Source organism: Aestuariibacter salexigens DSM 15300 (assembly GCF_000429145.1).
In the GTDB taxonomy this organism is placed as follows: domain Bacteria; phylum Pseudomonadota; class Gammaproteobacteria; order Enterobacterales; family Alteromonadaceae; genus Aestuariibacter; species Aestuariibacter salexigens.
The window spans coordinates 28,764-53,880 of sequence record NZ_AUBH01000002.1 but is presented as its reverse complement, the minus strand read 5'-3'; the positions used below and the strand labels follow the sequence as shown (position 1 = coordinate 53,880).

25 protein-coding genes are annotated in these 25,117 nt (G+C 48.6%); 13 read left to right on the top strand and 12 right to left on the bottom strand.

The window, feature by feature from the left end; translation table 11 throughout:
* Positions 1 to 216, bottom strand: coding sequence for a hypothetical protein (locus G441_RS0104410; RefSeq protein WP_026375232.1), 216 nt, complete (start codon positions 214 to 216; stop codon positions 1 to 3).
* A 120-nt stretch (positions 217 to 336) separates the two neighbouring features.
* On the opposite strand from G441_RS0104410, the gene G441_RS0104405 reads away from it, so the two are divergent.
* Positions 337 to 1,239, top strand: coding sequence for a dienelactone hydrolase family protein (locus G441_RS0104405; protein ID WP_026375231.1), 903 nt, complete (start codon positions 337 to 339; stop codon positions 1,237 to 1,239).
* 64 nt (positions 1,240 to 1,303) lie between these two features.
* Here G441_RS0104405 and G441_RS0104400 read toward each other — a convergent pair whose 3' ends face one another.
* Together G441_RS0104400 and G441_RS0104395 are read right to left on the bottom strand one after the other, a co-directional pair.
* Positions 1,304 to 1,996, bottom strand: a complete 693-nt coding sequence (locus G441_RS0104400; RefSeq protein ID WP_026375230.1) for a pirin family protein — start codon at positions 1,994 to 1,996, stop codon at positions 1,304 to 1,306.
* 84 nt (positions 1,997 to 2,080) lie between these two features.
* Positions 2,081 to 2,995: a LysR family transcriptional regulator gene (locus G441_RS0104395; RefSeq protein WP_026375229.1), complete on the bottom strand. Its 915-nt coding sequence runs from the start codon at positions 2,993 to 2,995 to the stop codon at positions 2,081 to 2,083.
* 67 nt (positions 2,996 to 3,062) lie between these two features.
* Here G441_RS0104395 and G441_RS0104390 point away from each other — a divergent pair, with 67 nt between their 5' ends.
* Entirely contained in the window at positions 3,063 to 3,470 is a 408-nt protein-coding gene (locus G441_RS0104390) for an ACT domain-containing protein (RefSeq protein WP_034474446.1), read from the top strand.
* Positions 3,471 to 3,473: 3 nt separating this feature from the next.
* Here the strand turns inward: G441_RS0104390 and G441_RS0104385 are convergent, their stop codons facing one another.
* Positions 3,474 to 4,136, bottom strand: coding sequence for a YceH family protein (locus tag G441_RS0104385; RefSeq protein ID WP_034474443.1), 663 nt, complete (start codon positions 4,134 to 4,136; stop codon positions 3,474 to 3,476).
* Positions 4,137 to 4,263: 127 nt separating this feature from the next.
* Between G441_RS0104385 and G441_RS0104380 the strand changes: the two genes are divergently transcribed.
* A complete protein-coding gene (locus tag G441_RS0104380; protein ID WP_026375226.1) occupies positions 4,264 to 4,764 on the top strand; it encodes a DUF2244 domain-containing protein in 501 nt (166 codons plus the stop codon).
* A 17-nt stretch (positions 4,765 to 4,781) separates the two neighbouring features.
* On the opposite strand, the gene G441_RS0104375 is transcribed toward G441_RS0104380, so the two are convergent.
* Positions 4,782 to 5,885 (bottom strand): DUF2855 family protein, encoded by a 1,104-nt coding sequence (locus G441_RS0104375; protein ID WP_026375225.1) that lies wholly within the window; start codon positions 5,883 to 5,885, stop codon positions 4,782 to 4,784.
* Between the two features lie 99 nt (positions 5,886 to 5,984).
* Between G441_RS0104375 and G441_RS0104370 the strand changes: the two genes are divergently transcribed.
* On the top strand, positions 5,985 to 7,235 hold the full coding sequence (locus tag G441_RS0104370; RefSeq protein ID WP_026375224.1) for a saccharopine dehydrogenase family protein: 1,251 nt from the start codon (positions 5,985 to 5,987) through the stop codon (positions 7,233 to 7,235).
* Here the strand turns inward: G441_RS0104370 and G441_RS0104365 are convergent.
* Together G441_RS0104365 and G441_RS0104360 are read right to left on the bottom strand one after the other, a co-directional pair.
* Complete coding sequence (locus G441_RS0104365; RefSeq protein WP_026375223.1) at positions 7,232 to 7,825, bottom strand: HAD family hydrolase; 594 nt, start codon at positions 7,823 to 7,825, stop codon at positions 7,232 to 7,234. The genes G441_RS0104370 and G441_RS0104365 overlap by 4 nt on opposite strands.
* Before the next feature lie 67 nt (positions 7,826 to 7,892).
* Positions 7,893 to 8,807 carry a pirin family protein gene (locus tag G441_RS0104360; RefSeq protein WP_026375222.1) on the bottom strand — a complete coding sequence of 305 codons (915 nt, stop codon included), beginning with the start codon at positions 8,805 to 8,807 and terminating at the stop codon, positions 7,893 to 7,895.
* Between the two features lie 151 nt (positions 8,808 to 8,958).
* Here G441_RS0104360 and G441_RS0104355 point away from each other — a divergent pair, with 151 nt between their 5' ends.
* The 5 genes from G441_RS0104355 to G441_RS0104335 are packed head-to-tail and all read left to right on the top strand — an operon-like array spanning position 8,959 to position 17,603.
* Entirely contained in the window at positions 8,959 to 10,287 is a 1,329-nt protein-coding gene (locus G441_RS0104355) for a porin family protein (RefSeq protein ID WP_026375221.1), read from the top strand.
* Entirely contained in the window at positions 10,277 to 11,443 is a 1,167-nt protein-coding gene (locus tag G441_RS0104350; protein ID WP_026375220.1) for a FecR family protein, read from the top strand. Before G441_RS0104355 ends, G441_RS0104350 begins: the two co-directional genes overlap by 11 nt.
* Positions 11,440 to 14,598, top strand: coding sequence for an Ig-like domain-containing protein (locus tag G441_RS19150; RefSeq protein ID WP_026375219.1), 3,159 nt, complete (start codon positions 11,440 to 11,442; stop codon positions 14,596 to 14,598). Before G441_RS0104350 ends, G441_RS19150 begins: the two co-directional genes overlap by 4 nt.
* A gap of 21 nt (positions 14,599 to 14,619) precedes the next feature.
* Positions 14,620 to 16,872 carry a CHASE2 domain-containing protein gene (locus G441_RS0104340; protein WP_156896270.1) on the top strand — a complete coding sequence of 751 codons (2,253 nt, stop codon included), beginning with the start codon at positions 14,620 to 14,622 and terminating at the stop codon, positions 16,870 to 16,872.
* Positions 16,872 to 17,603 (top strand): hypothetical protein, encoded by a 732-nt coding sequence (locus tag G441_RS0104335; RefSeq protein WP_240485081.1) that lies wholly within the window; start codon positions 16,872 to 16,874, stop codon positions 17,601 to 17,603. Before G441_RS0104340 ends, G441_RS0104335 begins: the two co-directional genes overlap by 1 nt.
* A gap of 13 nt (positions 17,604 to 17,616) precedes the next feature.
* Here the strand turns inward: G441_RS0104335 and G441_RS0104330 are convergent, their stop codons facing one another.
* Entirely contained in the window at positions 17,617 to 19,221 is a 1,605-nt protein-coding gene (locus G441_RS0104330) for an HD family phosphohydrolase (RefSeq protein ID WP_034474531.1), read from the bottom strand.
* Positions 19,222 to 19,335: 114 nt separating this feature from the next.
* Between G441_RS0104330 and G441_RS0104325 the strand changes: the two genes are divergently transcribed.
* The 4 genes from G441_RS0104325 (at position 19,336) to G441_RS19885 (ending at position 22,369) form a co-directional block, all read left to right on the top strand.
* On the top strand, positions 19,336 to 19,821 hold the full coding sequence (locus G441_RS0104325) for a GNAT family N-acetyltransferase (protein ID WP_026375215.1): 486 nt from the start codon (positions 19,336 to 19,338) through the stop codon (positions 19,819 to 19,821).
* Between the two features lie 133 nt (positions 19,822 to 19,954).
* A complete protein-coding gene (locus G441_RS19145) occupies positions 19,955 to 21,499 on the top strand; it encodes a sensor histidine kinase (RefSeq protein ID WP_051275327.1) in 1,545 nt (514 codons plus the stop codon).
* Positions 21,477 to 21,854, top strand: coding sequence for a response regulator (locus G441_RS0104315; RefSeq protein WP_026375214.1), 378 nt, complete (start codon positions 21,477 to 21,479; stop codon positions 21,852 to 21,854). The genes G441_RS19145 and G441_RS0104315 overlap by 23 nt, the downstream gene beginning before the upstream one ends.
* A 284-nt stretch (positions 21,855 to 22,138) precedes the next feature.
* Positions 22,139 to 22,369: a GDCCVxC domain-containing (seleno)protein gene (locus G441_RS19885; protein WP_084407268.1), complete on the top strand. Its 231-nt coding sequence runs from the start codon at positions 22,139 to 22,141 to the stop codon at positions 22,367 to 22,369.
* 22 nt (positions 22,370 to 22,391) lie between these two features.
* On the opposite strand, the gene G441_RS0104310 is transcribed toward G441_RS19885, so the two are convergent.
* From G441_RS0104310 to G441_RS0104295, 4 genes are all read right to left on the bottom strand, one after another.
* Positions 22,392 to 22,919, bottom strand: coding sequence for a GrpB family protein (locus G441_RS0104310; RefSeq protein ID WP_026375213.1), 528 nt, complete (start codon positions 22,917 to 22,919; stop codon positions 22,392 to 22,394).
* Positions 22,920 to 23,098: 179 nt separating this feature from the next.
* Positions 23,099 to 23,866 carry a GNAT family N-acetyltransferase gene (locus G441_RS19140; RefSeq protein WP_084407267.1) on the bottom strand — a complete coding sequence of 256 codons (768 nt, stop codon included), beginning with the start codon at positions 23,864 to 23,866 and terminating at the stop codon, positions 23,099 to 23,101.
* Between the two features lie 412 nt (positions 23,867 to 24,278).
* Positions 24,279 to 24,491, bottom strand: a complete 213-nt coding sequence (locus tag G441_RS0104300; RefSeq protein ID WP_026375211.1) for a hypothetical protein — start codon at positions 24,489 to 24,491, stop codon at positions 24,279 to 24,281.
* A gap of 125 nt (positions 24,492 to 24,616) precedes the next feature.
* Positions 24,617 to 24,925, bottom strand: a complete 309-nt coding sequence (locus G441_RS0104295) for a hypothetical protein (protein WP_026375210.1) — start codon at positions 24,923 to 24,925, stop codon at positions 24,617 to 24,619.
* Between the last annotated feature and the right edge of the window lie 192 nt (positions 24,926 to 25,117).

Genomic DNA, 25,117 nt, shown 5'->3' with positions numbered 1-25,117 from the left:
TCAATTCCTATTTTTGCGCGTCAGCTGCATCGGTCGAATAATAAGCATGTACTCAACAACACTGGCAATGAAGGCTGCAACCGCAATAGCCCACCACGGCAGAGAGAGAAAAAACACCAATGCGATGGACACCGCAACAATGAGTGAACCAATGACCATTGCCAATACGATTTGCTGCTGTGATGGTGAAGCCGAACCGAGCATAATGCGCTGCACAAAAAATGTTCCGTACTGTACAGCTTAGCATCTGAGCTGATGAAAAAACCTGATCTTTCACCACCAAAACAGTGTTTAAGTGATACAGGTTTGCAACTTTCACTTCGCCAAGGAACCAAGATGAGCACAAACAACACACCTATTCCGGCCGAAGCCTTTGACTGGTATGACGACTACGCCCACGGCGGAATGGACCGGCGTGAATTTATGCAGAGACTGTCTACGCTGGTCGCAGCGGGTTACAGTCTGAGCGTGCTGACCGGTGCGTTGACACCTAACTACGCCAAAGCAGAGCAAATCTCGTTTAACGATCCGGACATTATCGCCACCTATGAGACGTTCTCGTCTCCAAACGGCCATGGCGAAGGACGAGGATACTGGGTGCAGCCACGGGAGATGAAGGCGCCCGCGGCCAGCGTGCTGGTTGTGCACGAAAATCGTGGATTAAACCCCTATATTAAAGACGTGGCACGTCGTCTGGCCAAAGCCGGCTTCGTTGCGTTTGCCCCCGATGCGCTGCATCCTCTGGGCGGCTATCCCGGCAATGATGATGCAGGGCGCACCATGCAACGCAGTCTGGAGCGCAGTAAAATCGAACAGGATTTTCTGGCTGCAGCGAAATACCTGAAAAGTCACAGTGCCACAACGGATAAGCTCGGCGCGGTGGGCTTCTGTTTCGGTGGCTACATGGTCAACTGGCTTGCCGCAGTGGCACCTGACACTATCGATGCTGGCGTGCCTTTTTACGGCACACCGGCAGCAAAAGAGCTGCGCGCCAACATCAAGAGCCCGTTATTGGTTCAACTTGGCGAATTAGACAAGCGTGTTAACGACACCTGGCCTGAATATGAGGAAGACTTAAAGCAAGCAGGTGTTGATTACACCATGCATATGTATCCCGGCGCCAGACACGGCTTTCATAATGATTCAACCGGACGCTACGATCCGGATGCGGCTGAACTAGCCTGGCAACGCACACTGGCGTTCTTTAATTTGCATTTAAATGGCGCGGCAAGTGCGTAGAGAGGTCTCCGCCTGCGCGGAGACGACATAGCCAGACGTTATGCCGGCTTTAGGCCGGCGTCCCCTAACCTTTCGGCAAATCAAACCACAACGCTTCGAGCTTTTCTGTGGCGTTTACGTCAAGTGCCTTACCTACCTGAGGTGCAATCGCATCCCCGGCGTTAAACACATCACCGTTGATTTCAGCACTACCATGCACGAGGTGCAGGTATCCCTGTCTGTCGGGCGTTTGCAACCTATACGCTTCGCCTTTTTCTAATTCAAGCCGGTACATACTGGCATCCTGGTTGATACGCAGCGCTCCTTTATCACCGTTTGGTGTGACAATCGGTGTTAATGGTCCATCCTGCTCAATGCGCTTCTGCTCATACTCAGGCTCTATGCCTTTAACATTTGGGTGGATCCAGATTTGCAGAAAGTTAACCGGCTCCGTCTGCGACGCATTGTATTCAGAATGCATGACTCCACGCCCTGCACTCATGCGCTGCACCTCACCGGCGGGTACCACATACTCGTTACCCGTGCTGTCTTTATGCTCAAGTGCGCCATCTATCACGTACGAGATAATTTCCACATCACGGTGACCATGGGTACCAAAGCCTGCGCCCGGCTGTACCACATCATCATTGATCACGCGTAGCACAGACACACCCATATGCTGAGGGTCATAATAACTGCCAAAAGAAAAACTGTGATTGCTTTGCAGCCAACCCATGTTAACTACACCACGTTCATTAGCTTTGCGAATGTAATCCATAATCATCTCCCCAAAAGGTTATAGAAGAATCATACGTCCACATTAAGAGAATATAAAATAGATAATAACGCCATTTTAATTCTACTATTTAGAACAAATATAACAATCCGCAGATTCAATCTGCAACGTCTGCAAGCGTAACTCACCAATAAACGCGCGTGCTGCAGGGCCAAGCAGGTCACCATCTTTGAAATTCAAATATAGCGTTGCATTGCGTACGGCGCCCTGCGCCAGAGGAATGGGGATGAGCTGACCAGACGTGAGAAATTCTCCAATTGTACTGACGGGCAACCAGGCGAATCCCAGGCCATTTACGATCATATCGATGGAGGTTCGCAGGTGACTAACAGTCCAGCGTTGGTAGGCGCCCAACCAGCCGGCATCCATCTTGTTGCGCAGTGCTGAATCGCGTACAACGATTTGACGGTGCTGCTTAAGATCTTCCATGTCCAGCCCATCGCCCATGCTCTGCAAGGGATGGTCAGGATGGCTGACGGCGATAAACTCAATATTACACAAGTCTTCACTGAATCCACTGGGGTAACTAAAGGGTGAAATGGCGATATCCACTTTATTATCGTCCAGCAGCGCATTGGCACCGCTGAGTACTGACTCCATAAGCTCGATTCGCAATAATGGATACTCTTTTGATGTCGCATCCAGTACTGAGTAAAGCATGCTTGGCGGAAAGACTTCATCAACCGCAATGCGCAGCTGCGTTTCGGTCCCTTGCCCAAGGCTGTGGGCCACTTGTTCGACGCGCTCAGCTTCTTCCAGAAGATAGGCCGCGCGGCGCAGCATCATCTCGCCAGCACCCGTCAACTTTACCCGTCGTCCTTCAAGGGTTAATAACGACACGCCTAACGAACGCTCCAGTTTATTTACAGCATGGTGAATGCTCGACTGGCTTTTGTGCACCACCTCAGCAGCCTGATTAAAACCACCGGCGTCGACCACGGCTTTAAACATGCGCCACTGCTCCAGCGTTGCTTTTAACATAGACTGCTCCTTGCTTCGCACGTTAGGCTATCGATAACAATGGACCACAGATTAGGTGAGTTTCAAAATGAGTCAAGCGATCAAAGCATTAGATCAGTTGATTAGCAGCATGCAGCCTGATCTGCATGCCCAGCCCTATGTCTATTGCTGCCTGGAAGCTGTGCGGGTTGATCAGGTTGCCGATCTGCAGCCGCTGGCAACCATCAATGAAGTAGAAGGCATGACGTTAATCATTCCTCTGCACATCGCTGAGGACAGGGAGTTAACTTATCAAGGTCCTTATGCGGCGATAACCCTGAATGTCCATTCCAGCCTTGATGCCGTAGGGCTGACTGCTGCTGTAGCGGGTGAGCTGGCGAAGCATGAAATCAGTGCCAACATGCTGGCGGGTTTTTATCATGACCATATTCTGGTTGGATGGGACAGCCGCCATCAGGCGATGTCCGCGTTACAAGGCATGATGGCCAACCGATAGCGGTTATTCCAAAAGCTCGTTAAGCTGCTGTTGTAGCTCATCAACCTGCTCAACAAGCCGGGCCACCGTTTCCTCAAGTTGCTGTATACGCGCTTCCGCATCTGACGTGACGTGCTGTGTCTCGCCCTGCTCTGTTGCTATTTCTTGCACATTGGTATCAGTGGGTGCAAAACATTGCTGATAACGGGACTCTCGTTTGCCAGGTTCCCGTTCCAGTTTAACGACCAGACAGTCACCATTGTGTTCATACAGTGACTGTAACACCTGTTCAACCTCGTCAACGCTGGCAAATTCGGCAAGCCTCTGTGTTCGCGTGCGCAGTTCACCCGGAGTCTGAGGTCCTCGTAGTAACAGCACGCAAATCAGTGCCAATTGCTGTTCAGACAGTTGCAAATCACCAAATTCGGTATTGCAGAAACGATGCTTATACTTCACAACACGACTGCCAAACCCGCTTTGTTCTGTCATCACTCGCTTCGCCTTGAGGCTGACCACGGCATCCTGCACCTCAGCCTCAGTCAGTGACATGACCGGTTCGCGGTTGCTTTTCTGGTTACACCCCGTGGTGAGGCCGTTCAAAGACAGTGGGTATTGGTCAGGGGTAGTGATTTCTTTTTCTAGCATGACGCCGATAATGCGTGCTTCTAAGGGCGTTAAACTCAGCATAAGTCATTCCAATGGAAGGGTACTAACATAGATAGTAACCCGAAATAGCCGTTTGTTAAGACTTACTGGCCTGATCTTGGCGACATGCTTTAAGGTATTTATTACATCGAAGTAGAGGAGCTAGGCGTTGGTTTCATTACAACAGCGCTCTGACGGCGCGGTTATTACCTTAATGCCCAACCGGTCAGCAAGCTGGAAACAGACAAAATGGCTGATAAGCGCTATGGCGTTTTTTGTCTTTTCTATTGCAATTGCCTGGTCGTTCGTTGGTGCATGGGTCGTGTTACCGTTTGCAGGATTTGAAGTTGGTCTGCTTGCGTTACTCATGTATCGGGTGTCCTACGCCACCTATCAGCAACAAATCATCGCTATCGATGACAGCAACATTTCGATAGAAACCGGCGTCTACCGACCACATACGCGTATCAAGATGGATAGACACGTGACCCACCTGGACGTGATTGAAGCCAATACGGTATTTGAGATCCCCGCCCTGACTCTGGTGAATCCCAGACAGCAGGTGATCATTGGTGAGTTTCTGAATCGTGAAGACAGATTAAAGACCCGGGCTTTGCTTAAACAGGTGGGTATCCCGGTTTGTAGCGACCAGTGGTGGCGACACCACTGATCGCAGACTCTGCAAGTCTAAAAGGTCACCCACGGCAATACCGTGTTATCCATATTGCCTGCCAGCGCACGTTGATACAGGGCAATGATCTTGTCACTTCCCTGTACATTTTCGACCTGCATCGTGCCTTTAATCTGTGTGGCAAGCTGCATCCATGCCAGACCAAATTTTTTCATTAACTCGTCAGCGCCCCACTGCTCGGCACGCTTCTTATATTGCGCAGGCGCAAAGAACACTTCACCTTTCACGTCTCTGTTGTCTTTGCTGGCCAGTGAGCCGACATCCGTTGCACCAATAAACAGACATTGTTGCAATTGAGCAGACAAGCGTTGCTGAAGGTCAACCAGCAATGCCTTATTACCCGCAAAATCGAGGATCCAGGGAGGATTCGAGGATGTCACATCGTCAACTTGTGGGTAGCTTTTCACCTCATCATAACATCCCAGTGATTCAGTAAAGGCGACGTTTTGCGGTGATGTCAGCCCAATGACCCGATATTCTGCCTGTCGCTTATCCCGCTGATTAAGCAACTGAAATGCGGTGCCGTAAGCGGTCTTACTGGAAGCACTGGTCAAATAAATATCGGCGGCCATATTGCCAATATGCTCTGCCACATAGTCATCAAGTAGAAATGACGTGATAAACAACGGCCTGAAGTTGGCCTGCCATGCTTCCTGTGACGGATCGTATCCGGGATCGGTGTCACAGAATTGATAAAAATCATATGCCGGCGCGATGCTTTTACGCTGTTCCGCAACGTCTACAAAGCCCGAGCGACTGATATGATCGGCTTTAACAACCAGATGGGTGGCCAGTGGGAAATACCCGTAAATTAGCCGCCCCGTTGCAATATCATCGTGACAAGACGCCTGTACCGAAGCAAAACCCCACATGGGCATGCGGCCATAGCCTTCGCTAGCAGGAAAAAAGCCCCAATATCCCATCCGCTCACCAAATGCCGCGTAGGTGATGTTATTAGCCGAAAATCCGAATCCCTTGACTGCCAACAGCACCTCGCCCGGTTGCAGCGCACTTTCGTCGCACTGCTGCTGAATAACCTGCGTGTGGTTTAAATCCTGTTTGTCTATTTCAATGCACGTCATCGTGTAACGCTGAGTCATACGCCTTCCATTTGATTGTCTGGTTGTACAAATAGTAGTGAATTGCATACCCTTAGTGCATCATATTTGTGTATTACGCTACATAACGAGGCCCTATTCATGCCTGAGAGCCAATCCCAATCTCAACACTTTGATGTTGTTGTCTATGGTGCAACCAGTTTTGTCGGTCAGATTCTCACCCGCTATATGTGGAATGAGTACGGTAATAGCGGCAAGGTATCATGGGCCATTGCCGGACGTTCCAAGCAAAAGCTGCGGGATTTGCAAATTAAGCTTGGCGGTGATGCCCTTGAGCTGCCCGTCATGGTCGCGGATGCGGCTGACAAGGCTGCGCTGAAAGAGATGTGTGAGCAGACCAAAGTCGTAATCAGTACCGTCGGCCCCTATGCTTTGTATGGCGAGCCATTGGTAGAGGTCTGCTGCGAATTGGGAACAGACTATGTTGATCTCACTGGTGAGCCGCAGTGGATCCGAGCGATGCTGGATAAATATGAAGATTCCGCGAGGCAAAGCGGCGCCCGCATTGTGAACTGTTGCGGATTTGATTCCATTCCCTCCGATCTTGGCGTGTATCATTTGCAACAATATGCTTTGCAAAGTGAAGGTGAGCCCTGTCAGCACGTGCGCATGCGCGTCAAAGCAATACGTGGCGGCGCGTCAGGCGGTACGGTCGCCAGCCTGATGAATGTCGCGAAGCAGGCTGCAGAAGATAAAAATTTACGACGTTTGCTGGCCAATCCCTACGCATTGTGTCCCGCTGATCATGGTTTTGCGACCTATCAGGAAAACCTTAAAAAGGCCAAATTTGAAGATATCACCGGTAGGTGGATCGCACCTTTTGTGATGGCAGCTATCAATACCCGCATCGTGCACCGCACCAATGCACTGCTCGAGAAAGAGTACGGTGAACGCTTCCAGTATGATGAAGCCATGTTCACCGGTAAGGATATGCAGGGCGCAGCGCGAGGCTGGATGATGTCTCTTGGACTTGGCGCCTTTATGCTCGGCGCCGCGCTGCCACCGACGCGCTGGCTGCTGGAAAATTACATCATGCCCAAGCCTGGCGAGGGCCCGAGTGAAAGTCAGCAGGAAAAGGGCTTCTATGACCTGCGTTTTTACGGCACAACGCAAAAAGGCAAGCTGCTGAAAGCCAAGGTGACCGGCGATCGCGATCCCGGCTATGGCTCAACCGCAAAAATGCTTGCCGAATCAGCACTGTGTCTTGCACAGGATATTGCCAAGGATCAGGTTAAGGGCGGGTTTTGGACACCTGCCAGCGTGTTTGGCGAAACCCTGATCACCCGCTTACAGGATAAGGCCGGGCTGACCTTCGACATTCTGCACGACTAGGTCAGCGCAGGCTCCCTGTCGAGGAGGTCAAACAGTTCGACATACTGGTTGAATACTCGGTCTGCACGATGGGCGTAATCGGGGATAGACTCTGCCACATACAGGGCGCTGCGCATCCCCGCATTACTTGCTGCCTGCAAGTCATAAAGATAATCACCGACATACAGGATATTATCAGGTCGCAGCTGCCAGGCTTCTGCCATCATTAATAAACCTGCCGGATCGGGTTTCGCAGGGGCATGTTCGCGGGTGATGATAGTCTTAACAGGAACGTCATTTTGCATCACCTTGATGCGAGCGGCCTGCTCGCAGTTTCGGGTGACAATGGCAACAGGATAGTTTTGCGCATTTAACACGCCGATAAAATCAGCGGCACCGGGTATCCAACGTGATTGTTCAGCGTCAATCAGTTCCTGCTGGACGACGTAATCATAGGCTGCTTGACGTTCATTATTATCCGCAATATTGTCAATAAAGTTGAGCAGATCGACATCCCGTGGACAGCCGAGATACTGTTTCATGGCAGCAAAATCAAGGTTCGAATCGACCAGGGTACCGTCCAGATCAAAAATAAATGCGTCAATCTTCACACTGCGTTCTCATCATACCAACACGCACTTGCTACGGACGTTTTTAATGAAAAGGTCACCCTACCTGTCAGGGTAAGGGGATAAATTCCTCTTCATCGCCGGGCACGTTGGCAAAGTGGCCTGCCTGCCAATCCTGCTTGGCCTGTTCAATTCGAGACTTTCGTGAGGAGGCAAAATTCCAGTACATGTGCCGCGGCGTCATCGCCTGACCACCTATCAACGCGACCCTCGATGGCTGCGTCGCTTCAATAGTGACGCCCTCACGACTGTTTAAGATCGCCATGGAGTATTGGCCGACCTGTGTGCCTTCTATATCAATCTGTCCGGATGCCACATACAGTGCACGTTCCTCACACCTCGGCAAAATCAGACGCTGCCCCGCTGCTAAGGTAGCTTCTATGTACAATGTTTCCGCAAAGGTTTTGACCGGTGAGGTGACCCCGTACGCCGAGCCAATCATGACACGAACTGGCACCCCATCAATGTTCAAGGCAGGAATATCGTTATCAGGGTAATGGTAAAATGCCGGTGCAACCTCTTCGTCTTCTTCTGGTAGGGCTAACCATAACTGTAAGCCGTGCAAACTGTGCGGCTGCGCGGTCACTTCAGGTCTTTCCCGCTCGGAGTGAACGATCCCAGAGCCTGCCACCATCAAATTAATATCGCCGGGACGTATAGGCTGATAGCTTCCCAGCGAATCACGATGCAGGATTTCACCTTCGAATAAATAAGTCACGGTCGCAAGGTTAATATGCGGGTGAGGCCTGACATTAATCCCCTCTCCTGCCGGGAAAGCTGCAGGCCCCATGTGATCAAAGAACAGCCATGGCCCGACCATACGTTTTTCTTTGGCAGGCAACAATCGCCGTACGGAAAAGCCACCAAGATCCCGCTGTTTCGGCGTCACCACCCACCTAACTGCGTCACATGCGCCGTCCTTACATTGATTATCACTTCCCTCTCGTCGAACTAACGTGCTCATGGCAACTCCCTCATTGTAAGCAACGAGCACTGAGCATAGCAGCGAGACACCGTGCTTGCTTACATAAGTTGCAGAGAATAAATATTCCGTTGCCCCTTAAAATTGCTGTCTATACTAAAACCTAAACACTTCCGATAAGACAGTGCACAGGATGTTGCAGCGACACTTCACTCACTGGGCAAGAACCCTATTATCCGTAGCTGGGGCATATGTTTTATGCCTAGCGCCAAGCATCGCACAGGAAGATACCGCAAAGCAGGTTATTCAATTACTAAACCAGCAGCAGACGCAACAGGCCTACCGGCTAGCACTGTCTGAGCTATCCCAACTCGAGGGCGATCCTGAGTTTGATTTCGCGCTTGGTCTAGCCGCGAGCGAGGTAGAAGACTGGCATACCGCCGCATTTGCCTTCGAACGGGTACTATTTGCCAACCCGTCATCGACACAGGCCCGTTTTGCGCTGGCAAACGCGTATTTTCATATGGGCAATATTGAAGCCGCTAGGCAGGAGTTGTTGATCCTGCAGCAAGGCAGGCTTGATGATGACCTAGATTCGGCAGTCAATGACTATCTTGGCGCGATAGATACTCGCCTGGCGACTCAGCGTGACCGCTGGCAACATGCCCTACAGTTAAGCGTTGGCAGTGATAGCAACCCTAATAGCGGTATTAATGATTCAACCATCATTTTGCCCGATTTTGGTCAGGTCCTGCTGTTTGAAAGCAGTCAGAAGTTTTCTTCCTCCTATTCTGACCTGATCATTGGCACACAGTACGTCCGCCCTCTGGACCAACGCTCCTCATGGACTGCCTCAGCATCCATACATCACACAGGGTTTAGTGATGATCTGGCACTTGATCGCACAACCGGGCGCATCGCGCTCAATTACAGCACCGACCTGGAGTCGTTCAACTGGCATATCGGCGGTTTTTACCGGCCTATGTGGCTTGACGGTGACAGCTATCTTTCCATCACCGGGATACTGACAGGGGTCTCCAGACCGATTAATTCACATACCGCCATCGGCGCCGATGTCACCGTTGCACAGGAGCGCTACAAGCAGACCGACGCGCTGGATAAAGACATCGCGATGCTGTCTGTTTTTGCAGAATATCAACGCGATAGTAGTTTGCACCGCGCACAGCTTTTTGCCAGTGTTGATGAGGGTAAAGTCAATATCAGTGATGTGGTCAGTCGGGAGATTGTCTGCGTTGGATATGAGTGGCAGCGCAACGTTGATACAAGTTGGTTGAGCCGACTCTACGTTGATGTATTGCAAGCCGACTACGACAATATTAACCCTATTTTTCAGGCCCCTCGCGACGATACATTCCTGCGACTCGGGTGGCACTTACGCTATCAGCTAAGCCGTAAATGGCAGGCACTGGGCGAACTCAACTACGTGTCCAACGACAGTGATATTGCCCTATACGATTATCAGCGCAGTCGGGTGTGGATAGGAGTCCGTTATGAATTCTAGAGTTATTACGCGCTGTATTCTTGGCGTATTTTGTCTCGCAATATCCTGCTTTACAGCGGTCGCGCAGTCACCTGATGCGGGAAAAGCCATTATTGCGCGAGGCGACGTTATCGCCTCACAGGCGGATGCCAGTCGAGAATTACAGCGTCGCGATCCGGTGTTTTTAGAAGACAATGTGCTCACAGGCGTACAAAGCGCTGCACAGCTACGTATGGCGGATGGCGGTTTGTTATCGTTGCAGGCCGAAACAGAGCTGGCGATTGCCAACTATGAGTTTGACCCGGACTCATTACAGGGCAGCGTACTGATGCGCCTGATCAGTGGCGGCCTGCGTACCGTGACCGGCAAGTTGCAAACTGGCAAAGACAATTATCGACTCGATACCCCATTAGCAAGTATTGGTGTGCGTGGCACCCATTATGAGGCTGAACTGGTCGAGGGAGATCTTTATCTCGCGGCATGGCAAGGCATTATCGATGTCGACGTTGGCGCATCAGGTGTTGCCCCCTTTTCACTTGGCGACGGTCAGGCTTATCGCTTTGCCGTAGTCACTAAAGACTACGATGTGCAATTTTTACTTGCTAACCCTTTGGCCTTTTCTTCAGGGCATAGCCCGCTTCCAGGCGACGAGCTGATGACGGCTTTTGACACTGACTACACGCTGGCCTATACAATCGCCACCGGCAAAGCGCCTGAGTCCATGGTCCCAGCGCTGTTGGTCACAGGCGAAGCAGGTATCGATACCGACCGGGATGCGACGCGCTACCTTGAGCCTGACGATCGGTTCGCCGGCAGGCAGGGGCAGGCACAATTTGATGCCGTCGAGAATGCAACTGTTTCCAGCAGTCTGGGCAGTGTGGAGAACTTTGCTATGTCAGTCACACTGGACTTTGACAGCGCCCGGATCCCAACAGGTTACCTATCTTTCGACGATCCCGGTGGTGAATGGTTTGCCGCGTTTAATGGCGTAGTGAAGTCCAATGAATTGGATGTCACTGTTAACTTCGCCAGTCACAACAATGAGCTTGCCGATGGGTTTATCAGAGCGTTATTAATTGATAGCGCCAGTGCGGTAGCAGGAAATTTTGAGCTGTTTGAAATCCGCTCGCCTGACATCGCCGCAGGCGGACAATTTCTTTTGAGAGAACAGCAATGAGTGTGGCTAACATGCTTACCCGCGCCCTCACGGCTACCAGCTTATGTTGTCTGATGACGGCTTGTGGCGGTTCAGATGGCGCAGTCGATGAACCGCCTACCCTGCCCCCCGTGTCTGAACAGTCACAGGGTCAACTGAGCTCCGCTGGAGCGCAGACACTGTTCACATCCAATATCAGCGTGTCCGTAGAAGTGACTGATGGCAATGGCCTGCGCAGTGTTTACCTGACCATTGCAAACAGTGCACAGACGCTCAGTATCTGTAGTTCTTGCGGCGACAGGTTTTCGGCCTCGGTAGATGGCATCAATCCGGCTGATTATGGCGCGCAGCCGGGTAACGTGGCGCTGTCATTATGGGTAACTGATGGACTCGGCAATACCACAGAGGTGGCGCAGCTGTCCATTGAATGGCAGCCGCCTGTGATTGCAGGACTGATGGCCACACGTTCGTCAGCGGGCGATGCGATCGATGTGAACTGGGAGCTTCATCCACAACTACTGCGCTACAATCTCTATCTTGCAGCACAGCCAGGCGTGTCCCGTTTTACCTATACTGAGCTTGCTGAAGGACAAGCGTTACTGGCCGTTGAGCAGAACAGTCAGCAGTTTAGCGGACTGGATCCAGCCACCACCTACTATCTTTTGGTGCGCGGTGTTGACGGCTCGGGCGAGAGCACATCGAATCCAGAAATGGTACTGCCCGGCTCAACTTCTCCTCCGGTGAATTCAGCGCCAGTGGCAACCGCGGATGAAGCGACGACCGATGAGGATGTAGCCGTCACCATACTGCCGCTGATTAATGATACGGATGCGGATGGCGATACCTTATCCATCACCGACGCAACCACCGATATAGGGTCGGTGAGTGTGACGCAAGATAGCATTACGTTCACGCCACCGGCTGACGTAAATGGTACGGCAACCATTAATTACAGCATTAGCGATGGTAACGGCGGCAGTGCATCATCACAGATAAACGTTACGATTGTTGCCGTTAACGACCCACCGCAGGCAGTGGATGATGAAGCCAGCACTCCCAGCACGCAATCGGTGAACATTGACGTGCTGAGTAACGATATTGACGTCGATGGCGATGCGTTGAGTGTACTAGATGCCTCGGCGGCGTCTGGTCAGGTATCTATAGAATCAGACGGCACCATCACGTACACCCCTGAGTCGACCTTCAGTGGCATTGATAGTTTTGACTACATTGTCAGCGATGGTGTTGCACAGGACACCGGTACGGTAACCGTTACCGTCACCTCTGCTGGAAGAGCGCCCATCGCAGTGGGTGACAGGTATGATATCGGCGAATCAACCAATCTGGACATTGGTGTTGAGCAAGGTTTACTTGCCAATGATGTGTCCGTTGACAGCAATGCTATCAGTGTTGTCACTACGCCGGTCCTGGCACCGTCGCACGGCATCCTGACGCTGCAGCCTGACGGCAGTTTCCTGTATGAACCTGATAGCGGATTTAAAGGCTCAGACTTATTTGATTATCAGATTAATGATGAGAATGGGCTATCTGCAACGGCGAGAGTAAATATTTCCATTGAATCTATTCCACAAATGCTGTTTGCCGAGTCACTTAGCATCAGCGGCGAGCTACTTTACATCGGTTTGGGGGAAACTGCACCGGGTAACCGGATTGGCACTGGCCGATATAGCATTGGCGATTGCACGCGATTGGGTGAAACAGTTTGTTCGATGGTGGGGCGCTATCAGGAGTCCGCTTCTAGCGGCAATTCACCCGGCGCTGCTGGTAGCTATGCATTTGTGCAGCGCTGGTCTGGAACTGGTGATTCTCCCGTAATTGCCCAATCCAGAACACCTGAAGATTCATCCCTTGTCTTTACTGAAGTCGGTGACGCTTTGTTTGAGCTCCGTCTTTATCCAGACAGTGGGAATGTCATTGAGGCTGTCTTTCCTGATCAGCCATTTGAAAACTCCCTTAACTTTAACGCCTTCATTGGACAAAATGAATTTTGTACAGGCCTTCCCGCAGGTGTTACGTGCAATATTGGACAAGTTGGATTGTATCCAGATGCAATCCTGATGGCACCTTTACAAAATTTATTCATGGATATCCCTGGCAGTAAATACGGTTTAAGTGATAAATCCCGTCCCGTGGCAAATGATGATCAGATCAGTGTACAGACCGACCAGTCATACTCCGCGTCAGGAGATGAGATTCTAGCCAATGACAGCGATGCAGATACAGGCACGGTTGGGGACAGACTAGAAGCAACCTCTATCATCCAGCCTTCTAGCGTCACCGACTTTGTTGCCGTCGGGTTTGACCAGTATCGCCAGCGCTTGTTTACCTACAGTGAGTTCTCCGAGATGCTATATGAGTTCACTCTGGACGGTGAGATCGTAAATACAATTACGCTCCCAGAGCTTGCCGGCGATAATGCAGATATACATATAGCGCCAGAGGCATTCACCTTGGTCGATACGACCGTGCCACAGGGCACAATACTGCTATTCAACGGTGAATCTAATACGGTGGTAGTGAGCGCATTTGAGAGCCAGTCTGGTCGTTTACTGGCTAGGCTTGATACCAATTTTGGCAGCAGTGAGGTGGTGGGTGGCGTTTATAACAGTGTGACTGACACCCTGTTTGTTATTCAAAGCGGCCTAGCCTCTGATATGCCAAACACGGTCGCACAAATCGATCCAAGAACCGGTGACACGCTGAGTACATTTAGCATTGCCAACCGCTTTAGCATGGTGCGCGGTGATATGGGGTACAACAACCGTACCGGCCATTTATATTTTGTCAGTAGCGATCAGCGACGCCTTGCTGAGTTTTCATCCAATAGTCAGTTCGTACGGTATATTGATTTTCCGGTAGGCACCGATTTTTCCGCCGCGGGGCTGGCAATCAGCAATGATAATGACGATATATGGCTGGCTACCGTCGATGCGCAACTGATCCGGATGCAATTTGCTAATCGCGGACGCTTGCCCCAGTGGCGAACAGAACTGTACGTTAGTCCAGATCACGGCAGTGCGACATTGCGTTATGATGGTAGCTTCTCATACATCCCGGAAGCGGGTTATAGCGGTCAGGACAGGTTTATTTACCGCATAATCAACGCGGCCGGCCGTGACAGCGTGGCAACTGTGATGGTAACGGTTCAGCCTTAACTGTGGACAACATCATATAATTTGAACGCTCTGTATCGCCAGCTTAAACACTATCGTTCGCACGTCGTTGTGTTCTTTACCATGGTCATTTGTGTGCTGTGGCAGCTCAATGAGTCTGGCATTTCGGCTGTACTTAAACACCGCCTGGAAGCCTTGGTGTATGACAGCAAATTAAGGCTTTTGCCACCATGGCCTGGTAGCAGTGCCAATATCCAGATCGTCGCCATTGATGAAAAGAGCCTGCAGGAAGTCGGTCGCATGCCATGGGACCGCGATCGTTTTGCACAGCTTGTCAATGCGCTGAGCGAGGCTGGCGCAGCGGTCATTGTGTTTGATGTACTTTTTGCAGAGCCTCAGGCTAATCCGGTGGCTGATGTACTGGATTCACTGACCGGCGAGATCTCTGGAGGTGAGGCCCGTATCAGACAACTCAGTTACCCATACGATTATGACAGGCAGTTCGCTGATGCCATAAAAAATAAAGACGTGGTACTGGCGACCCAGCTATTACATAGCCCATTGAGAAAAAATGCCTTTCCCTCGGTTATTCAACGCACTGTTGCCGGGGACGAGGGTGTGTTTTCGTTTATTCCAGAATTTTCCGGATTTGTTAGCCCAACACCCGTGCTGGTGGATGCAGCCACGGGTCAGGGCTTTATGAACTCTCTGCCGGATGAAGATGGTTCGATACGTCGTACGCCGTTGTTGTTGCGCATTGATAATGGCTTGGTACCCTCGCTCGCCCTCGAGGCTTATCGGGTGTATAGCCTCATTGATGACATAACGCCTTTATGGCATGAATCGTCGGGCGTCAGGTTGATTGAAGGAATTAATATTGGTCATCGCTATGTGCATACCGATAAATATGGCCAGATGCTGGTGCCTTATCAGGGGCCCACAGGCGTGCAAACATTAGCCTCACCTTCTGCGCCCAGTGGCCCCTACCCTTATACCTCTGCCTCGACTATTCTCAATGGCAAGGTTAACGCTTCACAGTTTGACCAATCGATCGTGTTTGTTGGTGCCACGGCGACCGGACTGGGTGATTTGCAAGTGACACCTGTCGGCATCAATTATCCGGGTGTCGAAGTCCACGCCACTGTGTTTGATGCACTGATGTCTGAACATGCCCTGCCTTACAAGCCTGACTGGGAAGACGGCGCCGTTGCGCTACTACTACTTGTTTTCGGGTTATTGGTTATTATTATCCTTCCGCGGCTGGGCTCTTGGCTGACCATTGCCGTCAGCGCAGCGCTTATCCTGTCGACGTTACTGCTGAGTGCGCTGTTATGGTCTTACGCCTATCTTGACGTTGCTGTCATCCCCATACTGTTTTTTTCATTGGTTGTGACAACTTACTTTATTGCCCGGGGATTTATCTCGGAAAGTGCGACACGTACGCGCATCAAGTTCATGTTTGATCAATATGTACCACCTGCGCATATTGACAAGATGCTGGCTGAGCCCGAGGCGGTGTCACTGCGCGGTGAACGCAAAGAGCTGACAGTGCTTTTCAGTGACATACGAAGTTTCACAAGCATATCGGAAGAGCTCAGTGCGCAGCAGTTGAAAGATTGGTTAAATCAATATTTCTCTCCAATCACTGAAGCCATCCTTGCCAACGGCGGCACCATCGATAAATACGTCGGTGACATGGTGATGGCATTCTGGGGTGCACCGTTGGAAGATAAGCATCACGCCAGGCATGCCATAGACGGTGCATTTGCCATGCTCGACGCAATAGAGGCATTGAACGAACAGTTTTTCAAAGCACGTCAGCCCTATGTGGAAGTCGGAATCGGTATAAATAGCGGTGAAATGAACGTAGGTGATATGGGTTCGAACTTCAGGCGAGCTTACACCGTGTTGGGTGATGCGGTGAATTTAGGCTCAAGACTGGAAAGTCTTACAAAGTTTTATGGCGTGAGCATTTTACTCGGCGAGGCCACGGCTGCGCTCGCCCCTGAGTATGATTACCTGATTGTTGATAAGGTCAAAGTCAAGGGTAAAACGCAGCCAGTCAATATTTATGCACCTGTACCGCCAAGCCGACAGGCGGCACTCAAGCCTGTAACAGAAAAATATAACGCTACTATGCAACGCTACTTTGACCGCGAATTTGGCCCCGCCAGGGCAGCCATTCTGGAAATTAAATTGGATGGGAGATTCCCCTATCCCGATCTCCTGCCCTTGGTCACTAAGCGCTGCCACCTGTTTGCTACTAATCCGCCACCGAGGGATTGGGATGGCAGCTACACCCATACGCAGAAGTGATGTTCATTAACTCTGTTGTATTGAGAATGCTGTCGAAAGTGAAAAACCTTATCTATTTAGCATCTAGCTTGTTGGCTTTTTATCATACAGCAGCCCAGGCAGACTATGCACTGGGTTGCAAAGACCCAGCATATCTGGGTTACGTAGAGCAGCGATTTATAGCACTAGAAGCCAAAGACCGGCGTTCATATGAACAGACGCGACAAAATTATGAATTAACCGTTAAAAACGGTGCAAACGCCTACCGGACGATTGCAAGTTTAACCCGGCACCTTTTCTACAGCGCGCAATTTGATCCTCTCAATGATGTAGCCGCCAACATCGACCTACTCTTCGAGCATGCTGATGCCATGAGTGTAGAGCAACAAATCGCCGGTGATGTATTCGACAATTTCAGCACCGAAACCCATGCTGTTGGTATTGCCCGAGCATGGTTAGCATATAGGCTGGGAAATGAAGAGGCTGCCTTCAAAGCGCTGTTCGCATCTCTTGAAACAGCAAATTCAGCGCTATTAGGAGCGTTTGGGCCTGATTTCTCACTGGTTCGGCAACTATATCGTGACGGGCATGTTGAGCCAGTCGTTGATTATATTGAAAATACCGCATCGTTCTGGACGGGGAAGCGCCCTGACGCGCTGCGCAAAGCGTGGCTAACCATGATCCGCGCAGGGTGTTTAATTCAGTTTGATTCTGTCGACACCATCAAAGCCGCAGAGCTTGGTCTGTATTAAATGCGCTCCATGTCTACGCGCAATGTTCAAGACCCGGTATTTTTTCGATAGGTAAGTCATCCATCTGTTCGGGCTTACAAAACTGTTCAGCGTATTGCCAGTAAACACGCTGTTTGACAAAAATTTCAAATAAGTCTGGATCGATATGATCGTCTCTGCACATAAAGCCCATGATACGCAGACATTCGCTGACCTTTTTGGCATCCTTATACGGCCGGTCGGCGGCAGTCAGTGCCTCAAATATATCGGCAATCGCCATCATTCTGGCTGGCAATGACATCTGATCGCGAGTGAGCCCTTTCGGATAGCCTGTACCATCCATTTTTTCATGGTGTCCACCAGCGAATTCAGGCACACGCCGAAGATGTTTAGGAAAGGGTAATGCTTCGAGCATTTCGACGGTGATATCCATATGCCGATTAATGATTTGACGCTCTTCCGGGTTTAACGTCCCTCGGGCTGTTTTAAGATTATAAATTTCTTCTTCGGTTAACAGGGGTGTGGTCTCTCCTCCCACCGTGACTGAGGCCAGCTCACTTATCGTGACAAGCTGCATTTGATCATCTTCATGCATAGATTCGCCGCCGGTATTGGCTTTCTCAACAAAATCACAGGCCTTGGATAGTTGCTCTAATTGGCTATCCAGCTGTGTCTGTATAGCGTCGCGCTCAGCGTCATTACTTGCACTAAGCTGCGCTTTAAGCGCAGCAATTTCAGCATCTCGCTTAGCGAGCTCAAAGCGGGTTTTGACCAGCTCAATGCGGTCGAATACCGTCTCTAATTTTTTCGACTTATCCATGACGTATTCTGGCGTCGCCACTTTTCCACAATCGTGGATCCATCCGGCCAAATCGAGTTCTTTTCGGTCCGCATCAGACATAGTAAAACTGGCTAATGGTCCCTCATCATGCCGGTGCACCGCTTCTGCGATCATCATGGTCAGTTCAGGAACCCGTCGGCAGTGCCCGCCAGTGTAGGGGGACTTTTCGTCAATCGCTTTCGCAATCAGGCGCGTGAATGCCTGGAACAGCTCTTCCATCGCATCAATGAGCTGGCGATTTGTCAGCGCCACAGATGCCAGAGAGGCTAACGCTTCTACAGACCTGACAACGTCGTCACTGAATGGAACAGTATTTCCGTCACTGTCCGTGGCATTAATCAGTTGCAATACGCCATTGATTTCATTCTCGTGATTTTTCATCGGCACCGTTAGTACCGACTGAGTCCGATAGTTATATCGTTTATCAATGTCCTTGGCGCGCGAGGTACTGTACTGACTGTCCTCGTAAAGATCGTCAATATTGATCAGTTGCCCCGTAGCTGCAGAATGAGATACAGCGCTGCTCATATTTATTTCACCATCGATATAAATAGGGATTGGTGAAAATTCGATAGCGGTAGAGGACGACCCGCCGATATGCATGTTTAACGTGTCGTTATACAAGGTATCAAACACCAGCTCTTTGTTATCGTTCAGTGAATAAATGGTTCCCCCATCGGCATGAGAGAGCTTTTTGGCTGAGAGTAAAATATGTTCCAAAAGCTGACTGGTATTTTTCTCTCGCGACAGTGCAATACTGACATTGAGAAATTCATTCAAGATACTGGAAACCTGCAAACCGTTTGCTCCATGTGGGATATGCAATCTACTTAATGATAGTACAGGCTTGCAGACCAGAGCTGTTTTTATCGTTACAATCCAAGTCTGTTTTTTACACAAAGAGATTATGAGATGGCGTTTGAAGTTATTCGGGCTGATTATACCCACACCCAGCACGCAGACTGGCTCATTACCTTGCTGGATGAATATGCCAGAGATGAGCAAGGCGGCGGCGCGCCCTTATCGACCTATTCACGAGAAAATTTAATAGACGCGCTTCAGCAACAGCCTAACGCGGTGTCATTTTTTGTTTTAGAGAACGGCAATCCAGTAGCCTTGAGCAACTGCTTCTTTGGGTTTTCCACGTTTAAATGTAAACCTGTTCTGAATATTCACGACTTCATGGTGCGCGAATCGCACCGCGGCAAAGGGTTAAGTCGACTGTTACTAAACGGAATAGAAGAGTTCGCTCGTCATAAGGGTTGCTGCAAAATCACTCTCGAGGTATTAGAGGGTAATACCACAGCACAGCAAGCTTACAGAAATTACGGGTTTGCCGGGTATGAGCTGGACCCCAAAATGGGTACTGCCATGTTCTGGGAACTGAGCCTCATATGATTTGGCGGTGATGACTTTCTTGTACGATACTGTGTACGTGTACAAGAAAACCACCCATTACTCACTTTGTTATTTTAATGGGCAAAGGAGTTACTTCTCATAAATATCAATACATTAGAAATAAGGAGGTTTCATGTTTTTTGGCATTGATACTTCATCTTTCATGCCCCATGGTCATTGTATACTGTGGAAACCTGAACTGCTTTTTCCCATTGTTGCCTCTGAGATACTCATTTTTATCGCATACACCTCAATACCTGTAGCAATTTATATTTTTCAACAGAATCGACCAGATCTGAATAGCGATTCAAAAAAACTACTTATTTTATTCTTTCTTTTCATACAGTTGTGTGGCATCACTCATTTAATCTCAGCATACAATTACTGGAACAGCGCATACGTTTTAGCAATGTTCGTTAAAGTCGCGACTGCTATTGTAAGCGTCGTGACAGCATTCATGTTGTTCAAGTTATTACCGAGGCTGATTAAGCTACCATCACCTACAGAGCACCTTAAACTTATTGAGGAGCTAAAAATACTTAACTCTCAATTAGAAGAAAAAATTCAAGAGAGAACCGCTCTCATCATGGAACAAAAGAATCTTTTAGAAACATTAGTGGAGGGGTGCACTGGGTCTATTCTTAAATACGAACCTATAATTGATGACGGCAAAATTGTGGACTTCCACAGCAGTATTGTGTTCGGCAAAGCTGCTTCAGAGGCAGGCGTAGATGGCGAAGAGCAGATCGTCGGTGAATCAGTATTAAACCTATTTCCTGATGTTGTAGAGAACGGACACTTCGATTCTGCGATACGCGCTTTCAATAATAACGAGCAAGTTATTGAAGATCCCGTGTATAGCAAAGCGCTTAATAAATACTTCAGGGTGATAAACTTCAAAAAGCCTGAAATTAGTTTTCTTCTCGTTTACTTCACAGATGTCACGCAAAGAGAACTTTTAAAACTAGATGCGATAAATAATTCAAAATTAATTATTTTAGGAGAACTTGCTGGCGGGATAGCTCACGAAATTAACAGCCCCCTGCAAATAATAAGCGGCAGCGCTGAGATGTTAGAAAACTCTATTGACCCTGAAGATAAAATCGGAAGGAAGTGCCTGCATAACATCGACACTACCGTCGCGAGAATTAGTGACATAATTAAGAATTTAAAAAGGCTATCACGAAAAGAGTCAGGCAAAGTTGGCAACGTCAATATTTGCGAGGTGTTAAAAAAATCTGTTCAACTGTATGAGCAAAGAATTAAGCTAAATGACATTCATTTAATAGAAGCATATGAAAACAGTTCACCCAACACCGTAAATACAATCGAGCTCAATGTCTTCCAAATTGTTAATAATCTCTTATCAAATGCCATACATGCACTTCAGGAAAATGACGGAGACAGAACGTTAACCATCAGCATAGAAGCGAATGGGAATGGAATAGATTTGATCTTTACAAATAATGGTCCCTTGATAGATCACAACATCCAGGAACGCATTTTTGAGCCGCTATTTACGACAAAAGACGTTGGTGAAGGAACCGGCCTTGGTTTGTCACTCTCGAAGAGGTTAGCAGAAGAAATTCAGTCCGAATTATACTTTGTTCAATCAGATGACTCCGTCAGTTTTGTTTTAAAGGTCAAAAATATAGATGAAAATCCTGCTGGTAGATGATGATCCAACAATCGTTGAGCTTTTCGAAATGGACTTGAAATACCATTATGACGATTGTGCGGTGTTCTCAGCATCTAACGGTGTAGAGGCTCTCGAACATTGCAGTAGGAGTGCCTTTGATTTGATTTTTACAGACGGCAAGATGCCAAAGATGGATGGATTGGCGCTTGCAAAGAGGTTAAAAGAAATAAACTACAGCGCTGTCACCATCCTGGTAACCGGCTATCATGAATTGATTGATGACAAAAGTTACGAGAAGTTTGGAATAACCAAGATATTACATAAACCCGTTAAATTGAAAGAGATACATGAATGTGTTGATTTCGTTAAAGATACACTCAATTCACAGAAATGAAGCAGTATAAGAGGCCCCACTGAATGTCGCTGTGACGTCAAAGAAAGTCATTACGCGGATAAGTCACACTTAACTTGACACTTTCAGTGAAAGAACATTACCCAATCTGATAAGTCTCTCTAGTACTCACAACCGCTCGTCATCCTGATGCATATCAGGGTCTCCTTGGTACGTATTGCAGACGGTCGGATTTCGATGGTGCTCAGTGTAATGAATTTCGCTAAAAGCGGAAGCTCGCAATTTTCATTATTTACGGTCTAAAATTTACAAATCGTGTGTTCCCGATGAGCAAATTTTTTTTGTCAAATAGCGAAGTAATTCGTGAGTCCAAAATAACTTGCCCAGAATGTAGACATGAAGCAACAGAAGTCATGCCTACGGATGCTTGTCAGTTCTTTTATGACTGCAAAGGTTGTAGTAAGGTTTTGAAGCCTCTTACGGGTGATTGCTGCGTCTTTTGCAGTTACGGAACAGTTAAGTGTCCGCCAATTCAAGAAGGTAAATGTTGTTGTTAGAGGGCATTCTGTTGCGAAATTGCTAACTGACCCTTTCACCGTACCACTCGATAGCGATTGGTTCGTGTTTTGTAATAAAGTCGTTTTTTAGCGACATATACAACTTATTGTCATCATCACAATCTAACGCTGCCTGCTTTTTAATAACTGCGTAGTTTCGCGCTATATCAGGGTGAGCGGTGAGGTACTCCTTAAAGGCCATGTGTCTTATCAGATTATGTGAGCCTGATTGAAAAGCATGTACGTGATGAGTGCGCACATTGCTGCCTTTCTGATAGTAGCGTCGACCTGGGATGCCATTTTCACCTTTAACTGCGTAACCACATTTTCGGAAATCCCCGGCCATACTATCGAGCACTTCGATTCGGTCCATTTCGATAAGAATATCAATGATAGGTTTTGCAGGGAGGCCAGGAATCGCGGTGCTCCCAATATGCTCAATCCTTACTACCAACCCTTTAAGGATCGAAAACAAGATTTCCTTCTCAGCGAGAAAATTATTTTGCCAAGTGCGATCGTAATCAAGTACTTCAATCTTTCGATTTTCCAAATGAATATCCTAGGATTTCCTAAATCTATGTGAGTCTTCTTTGTGGGGAAAGCGCCATGTCAAATCAGAGTATCAAACTACCCATTGAATTTCTGTTGCTTGTCTAAAGCCGAGATAGCCGCCAATGAGTAGGAACGTGGACGAAAGTAAAAAATGGAAGTTTACGATTTCATATAAGGTCAGCTCTCAGGCCCAATCAGTGTAAGATGTGTGGACGACGAGTAACCCATTGCTTCGTAAACGGGGTGGCCCAACAGCGATGCATGTAATGTGGTTCGATTGGTGCCCATTATCTGCTGTCCGGTCGCAATAGCTTGGCGCATTACGGTTTCAGCAAAACCTTTACCTCTGGCTTCTTCAGTGGTTGCGACCAACGCGATGTAAACAGTACCCAGCACTGGTAGTGCAGCAGCACACGAAACAGGTTGCCCGTCTAGATAACCGACAAACGCACAGCTATCGCTCGGCCAAAATTCTTTTGTAGAGATGCAATCGAACAGCTCGACGGGCATGTGATAAGCATGTGCGTTAAGCACCGCAAGTTCACGCGCTCCTTTATCATCGATAACTCGTAGAATATCCAGTTCAGCCGAAGGCCTGCGCGGAGGAAGCAGCTCATCGGTCTCCATGGATATCATAGGTACTAGATTAGCAAGCCCGTACGCTTTTATCTGATGCTCCCAGTCGGCGGGACACCACTGAGGACATATTATTCCGCCAGTCGGATGGGCATGCTCCTTACTGCGAGCGCCCGCTGCCCCCAGCAAACCATCGAAACTGTCGCGTGTTGTGCAGGGTTTACTCTGAATCCAAAGGTTATAGAACATGTTTGGCGTATCTGTAAGGCAACAAGTGAAGTTCTCTCTTACCTCATATAAAGGCGATGGCAGCCTCTCCGTCATTGTCTTCCAGGCTTGAATGAAAAGCTGAACAGGGTCGGTTTGCATAATTAGCTCCAAGATATTTAGGAAAAAGCAACGGATGTTTGATATTGATGTCAAACAAAATTCAGGCCGATGGCATCGACTGGCTTTCCATAAATTAGAAATAGCGTACGCTAGAATTACAGATATGCCATAAAAACTTCAAAACTTGAACGGCAGCAACATGACACAATACAGGTCCTCGCAGAGTTCAGACTAGTCGCCTGCAACTCGCTCAAAGCTATTGCTGATTTCAGTCTACTCAGTATCAGTAATACGTAAAAGTGATCACAGAATCGATGATTTACGACGAATAATTGGCTACATAAATCCGAGAAGAGAAAGCAGAAATGACGGACTTCCGCTTATTGTCTTTTTCTGTCTGTCAGATTCAGTTGGAACTTTTTGCAAAGCATGCCAGATTTGATCTAAGCCACTACATTTTATAATAAGTCTTTTTACTCAGTACCTGCATCGACAGCGTGATGTATTCACTCACATTGATTCGGTTATGAGCAAACTCCCGGTCGAGGAGATGATGAAGCTTGTTGCAGCGTTCGAATGACGGCTCCAGCCCATCCTCGCCAAGGCATTCAATCTGGCTCTGGATTGGCAGCAGTTCGATATCTGAAATGGTCGTTGTGTACATACTGCTATCCTTGCAAAAGCATTGCTCTTTTAAGCATAGTCTGTTGTGTGGGAATGTCATTGAAGTGCATCAATAAATTTCCAAATGGACCCTAAGCGCCAGAAAAATAGTCAACTAGCCAGTTATTAGATATAGATATCCAGATGTTTGATGGGCTTGCCGTTATCGTCTAACTGTGGCTCTTCATCCGGCTGTTCAGTTGACTCTGCATCGCCATTTGAATGGGGATTTTGTTCGCCTTTGGTATCGTCATGCTGGTGTTCTTTTTGCTGCTTTTTACGCACCTCCATCTCTTCTGCATGCAGCTCTTTCTCCTCATCATTTAGCTTTCGCAGCTTGGCTTCTTTACTCACCTGCTGGACATCTTCCTTTTCTCCCTGAATGGGCACTTTACCCTCGCGGGGCAGAATAGGAAAAATCAAATCGCTAGACATACTAACACTCTTGTTAATTCTCACTGTAAATATCGACAGTACGCTCTAACACTTTACGCCCAATTGGTTATTTTTTCACCTTTTTGTCTATCTATATTCCTTTCAGCTATAGTTAATACATCACTTTACGATATTAGCTGTTGCATTCGCCGGTGCAATTGGCTACCGTTTACGCGTTTTCAGAAAAGGCTC

What these genes read in the sequence shown, in the direction of transcription:
- G441_RS19145 (WP_051275327.1), top strand. Translation starts at nt 19,955, where the DNA reads ATGTTTTTTGGCATTGATACTTCATCTTTCATGCCCCATGGTCATTGT.
- G441_RS0104375 (WP_026375225.1), bottom strand. Translation starts at nt 5,885, where the DNA reads ATGACTCAGCGTTACACGATGACGTGCATTGAAATAGACAAACAGGAT.
- G441_RS0104360 (WP_026375222.1), bottom strand. Translation starts at nt 8,807, where the DNA reads ATGAGCACGTTAGTTCGACGAGAGGGAAGTGATAATCAATGTAAGGAC.
- G441_RS0104300 (WP_026375211.1), bottom strand. Translation starts at nt 24,491, where the DNA reads ATGTACACAACGACCATTTCAGATATCGAACTGCTGCCAATCCAGAGC.
- G441_RS0104370 (WP_026375224.1), top strand. Translation starts at nt 5,985, where the DNA reads ATGCCTGAGAGCCAATCCCAATCTCAACACTTTGATGTTGTTGTCTAT.
- G441_RS0104325 (WP_026375215.1), top strand. Translation starts at nt 19,336, where the DNA reads ATGGCGTTTGAAGTTATTCGGGCTGATTATACCCACACCCAGCACGCA.
- G441_RS0104350 (WP_026375220.1), top strand. Translation starts at nt 10,277, where the DNA reads ATGAATTCTAGAGTTATTACGCGCTGTATTCTTGGCGTATTTTGTCTC.
- G441_RS0104335 (WP_240485081.1), top strand. Translation starts at nt 16,872, where the DNA reads ATGTTCATTAACTCTGTTGTATTGAGAATGCTGTCGAAAGTGAAAAAC.
- G441_RS0104390 (WP_034474446.1), top strand. Translation starts at nt 3,063, where the DNA reads ATGAGTCAAGCGATCAAAGCATTAGATCAGTTGATTAGCAGCATGCAG.
- G441_RS0104295 (WP_026375210.1), bottom strand. Translation starts at nt 24,925, where the DNA reads ATGTCTAGCGATTTGATTTTTCCTATTCTGCCCCGCGAGGGTAAAGTG.
- G441_RS0104315 (WP_026375214.1), top strand. Translation starts at nt 21,477, where the DNA reads ATGAAAATCCTGCTGGTAGATGATGATCCAACAATCGTTGAGCTTTTC.
- G441_RS0104405 (WP_026375231.1), top strand. Translation starts at nt 337, where the DNA reads ATGAGCACAAACAACACACCTATTCCGGCCGAAGCCTTTGACTGGTAT.
- G441_RS0104395 (WP_026375229.1), bottom strand. Translation starts at nt 2,995, where the DNA reads ATGTTAAAAGCAACGCTGGAGCAGTGGCGCATGTTTAAAGCCGTGGTC.
- G441_RS19140 (WP_084407267.1), bottom strand. Translation starts at nt 23,866, where the DNA reads ATGCAAACCGACCCTGTTCAGCTTTTCATTCAAGCCTGGAAGACAATG.
- G441_RS0104355 (WP_026375221.1), top strand. Translation starts at nt 8,959, where the DNA reads ATGTTGCAGCGACACTTCACTCACTGGGCAAGAACCCTATTATCCGTA.
- G441_RS0104385 (WP_034474443.1), bottom strand. Translation starts at nt 4,136, where the DNA reads ATGCTGAGTTTAACGCCCTTAGAAGCACGCATTATCGGCGTCATGCTA.
- G441_RS0104400 (WP_026375230.1), bottom strand. Translation starts at nt 1,996, where the DNA reads ATGGATTACATTCGCAAAGCTAATGAACGTGGTGTAGTTAACATGGGT.
- G441_RS19885 (WP_084407268.1), top strand. Translation starts at nt 22,139, where the DNA reads ATGAGCAAATTTTTTTTGTCAAATAGCGAAGTAATTCGTGAGTCCAAA.
- G441_RS19150 (WP_026375219.1), top strand. Translation starts at nt 11,440, where the DNA reads ATGAGTGTGGCTAACATGCTTACCCGCGCCCTCACGGCTACCAGCTTA.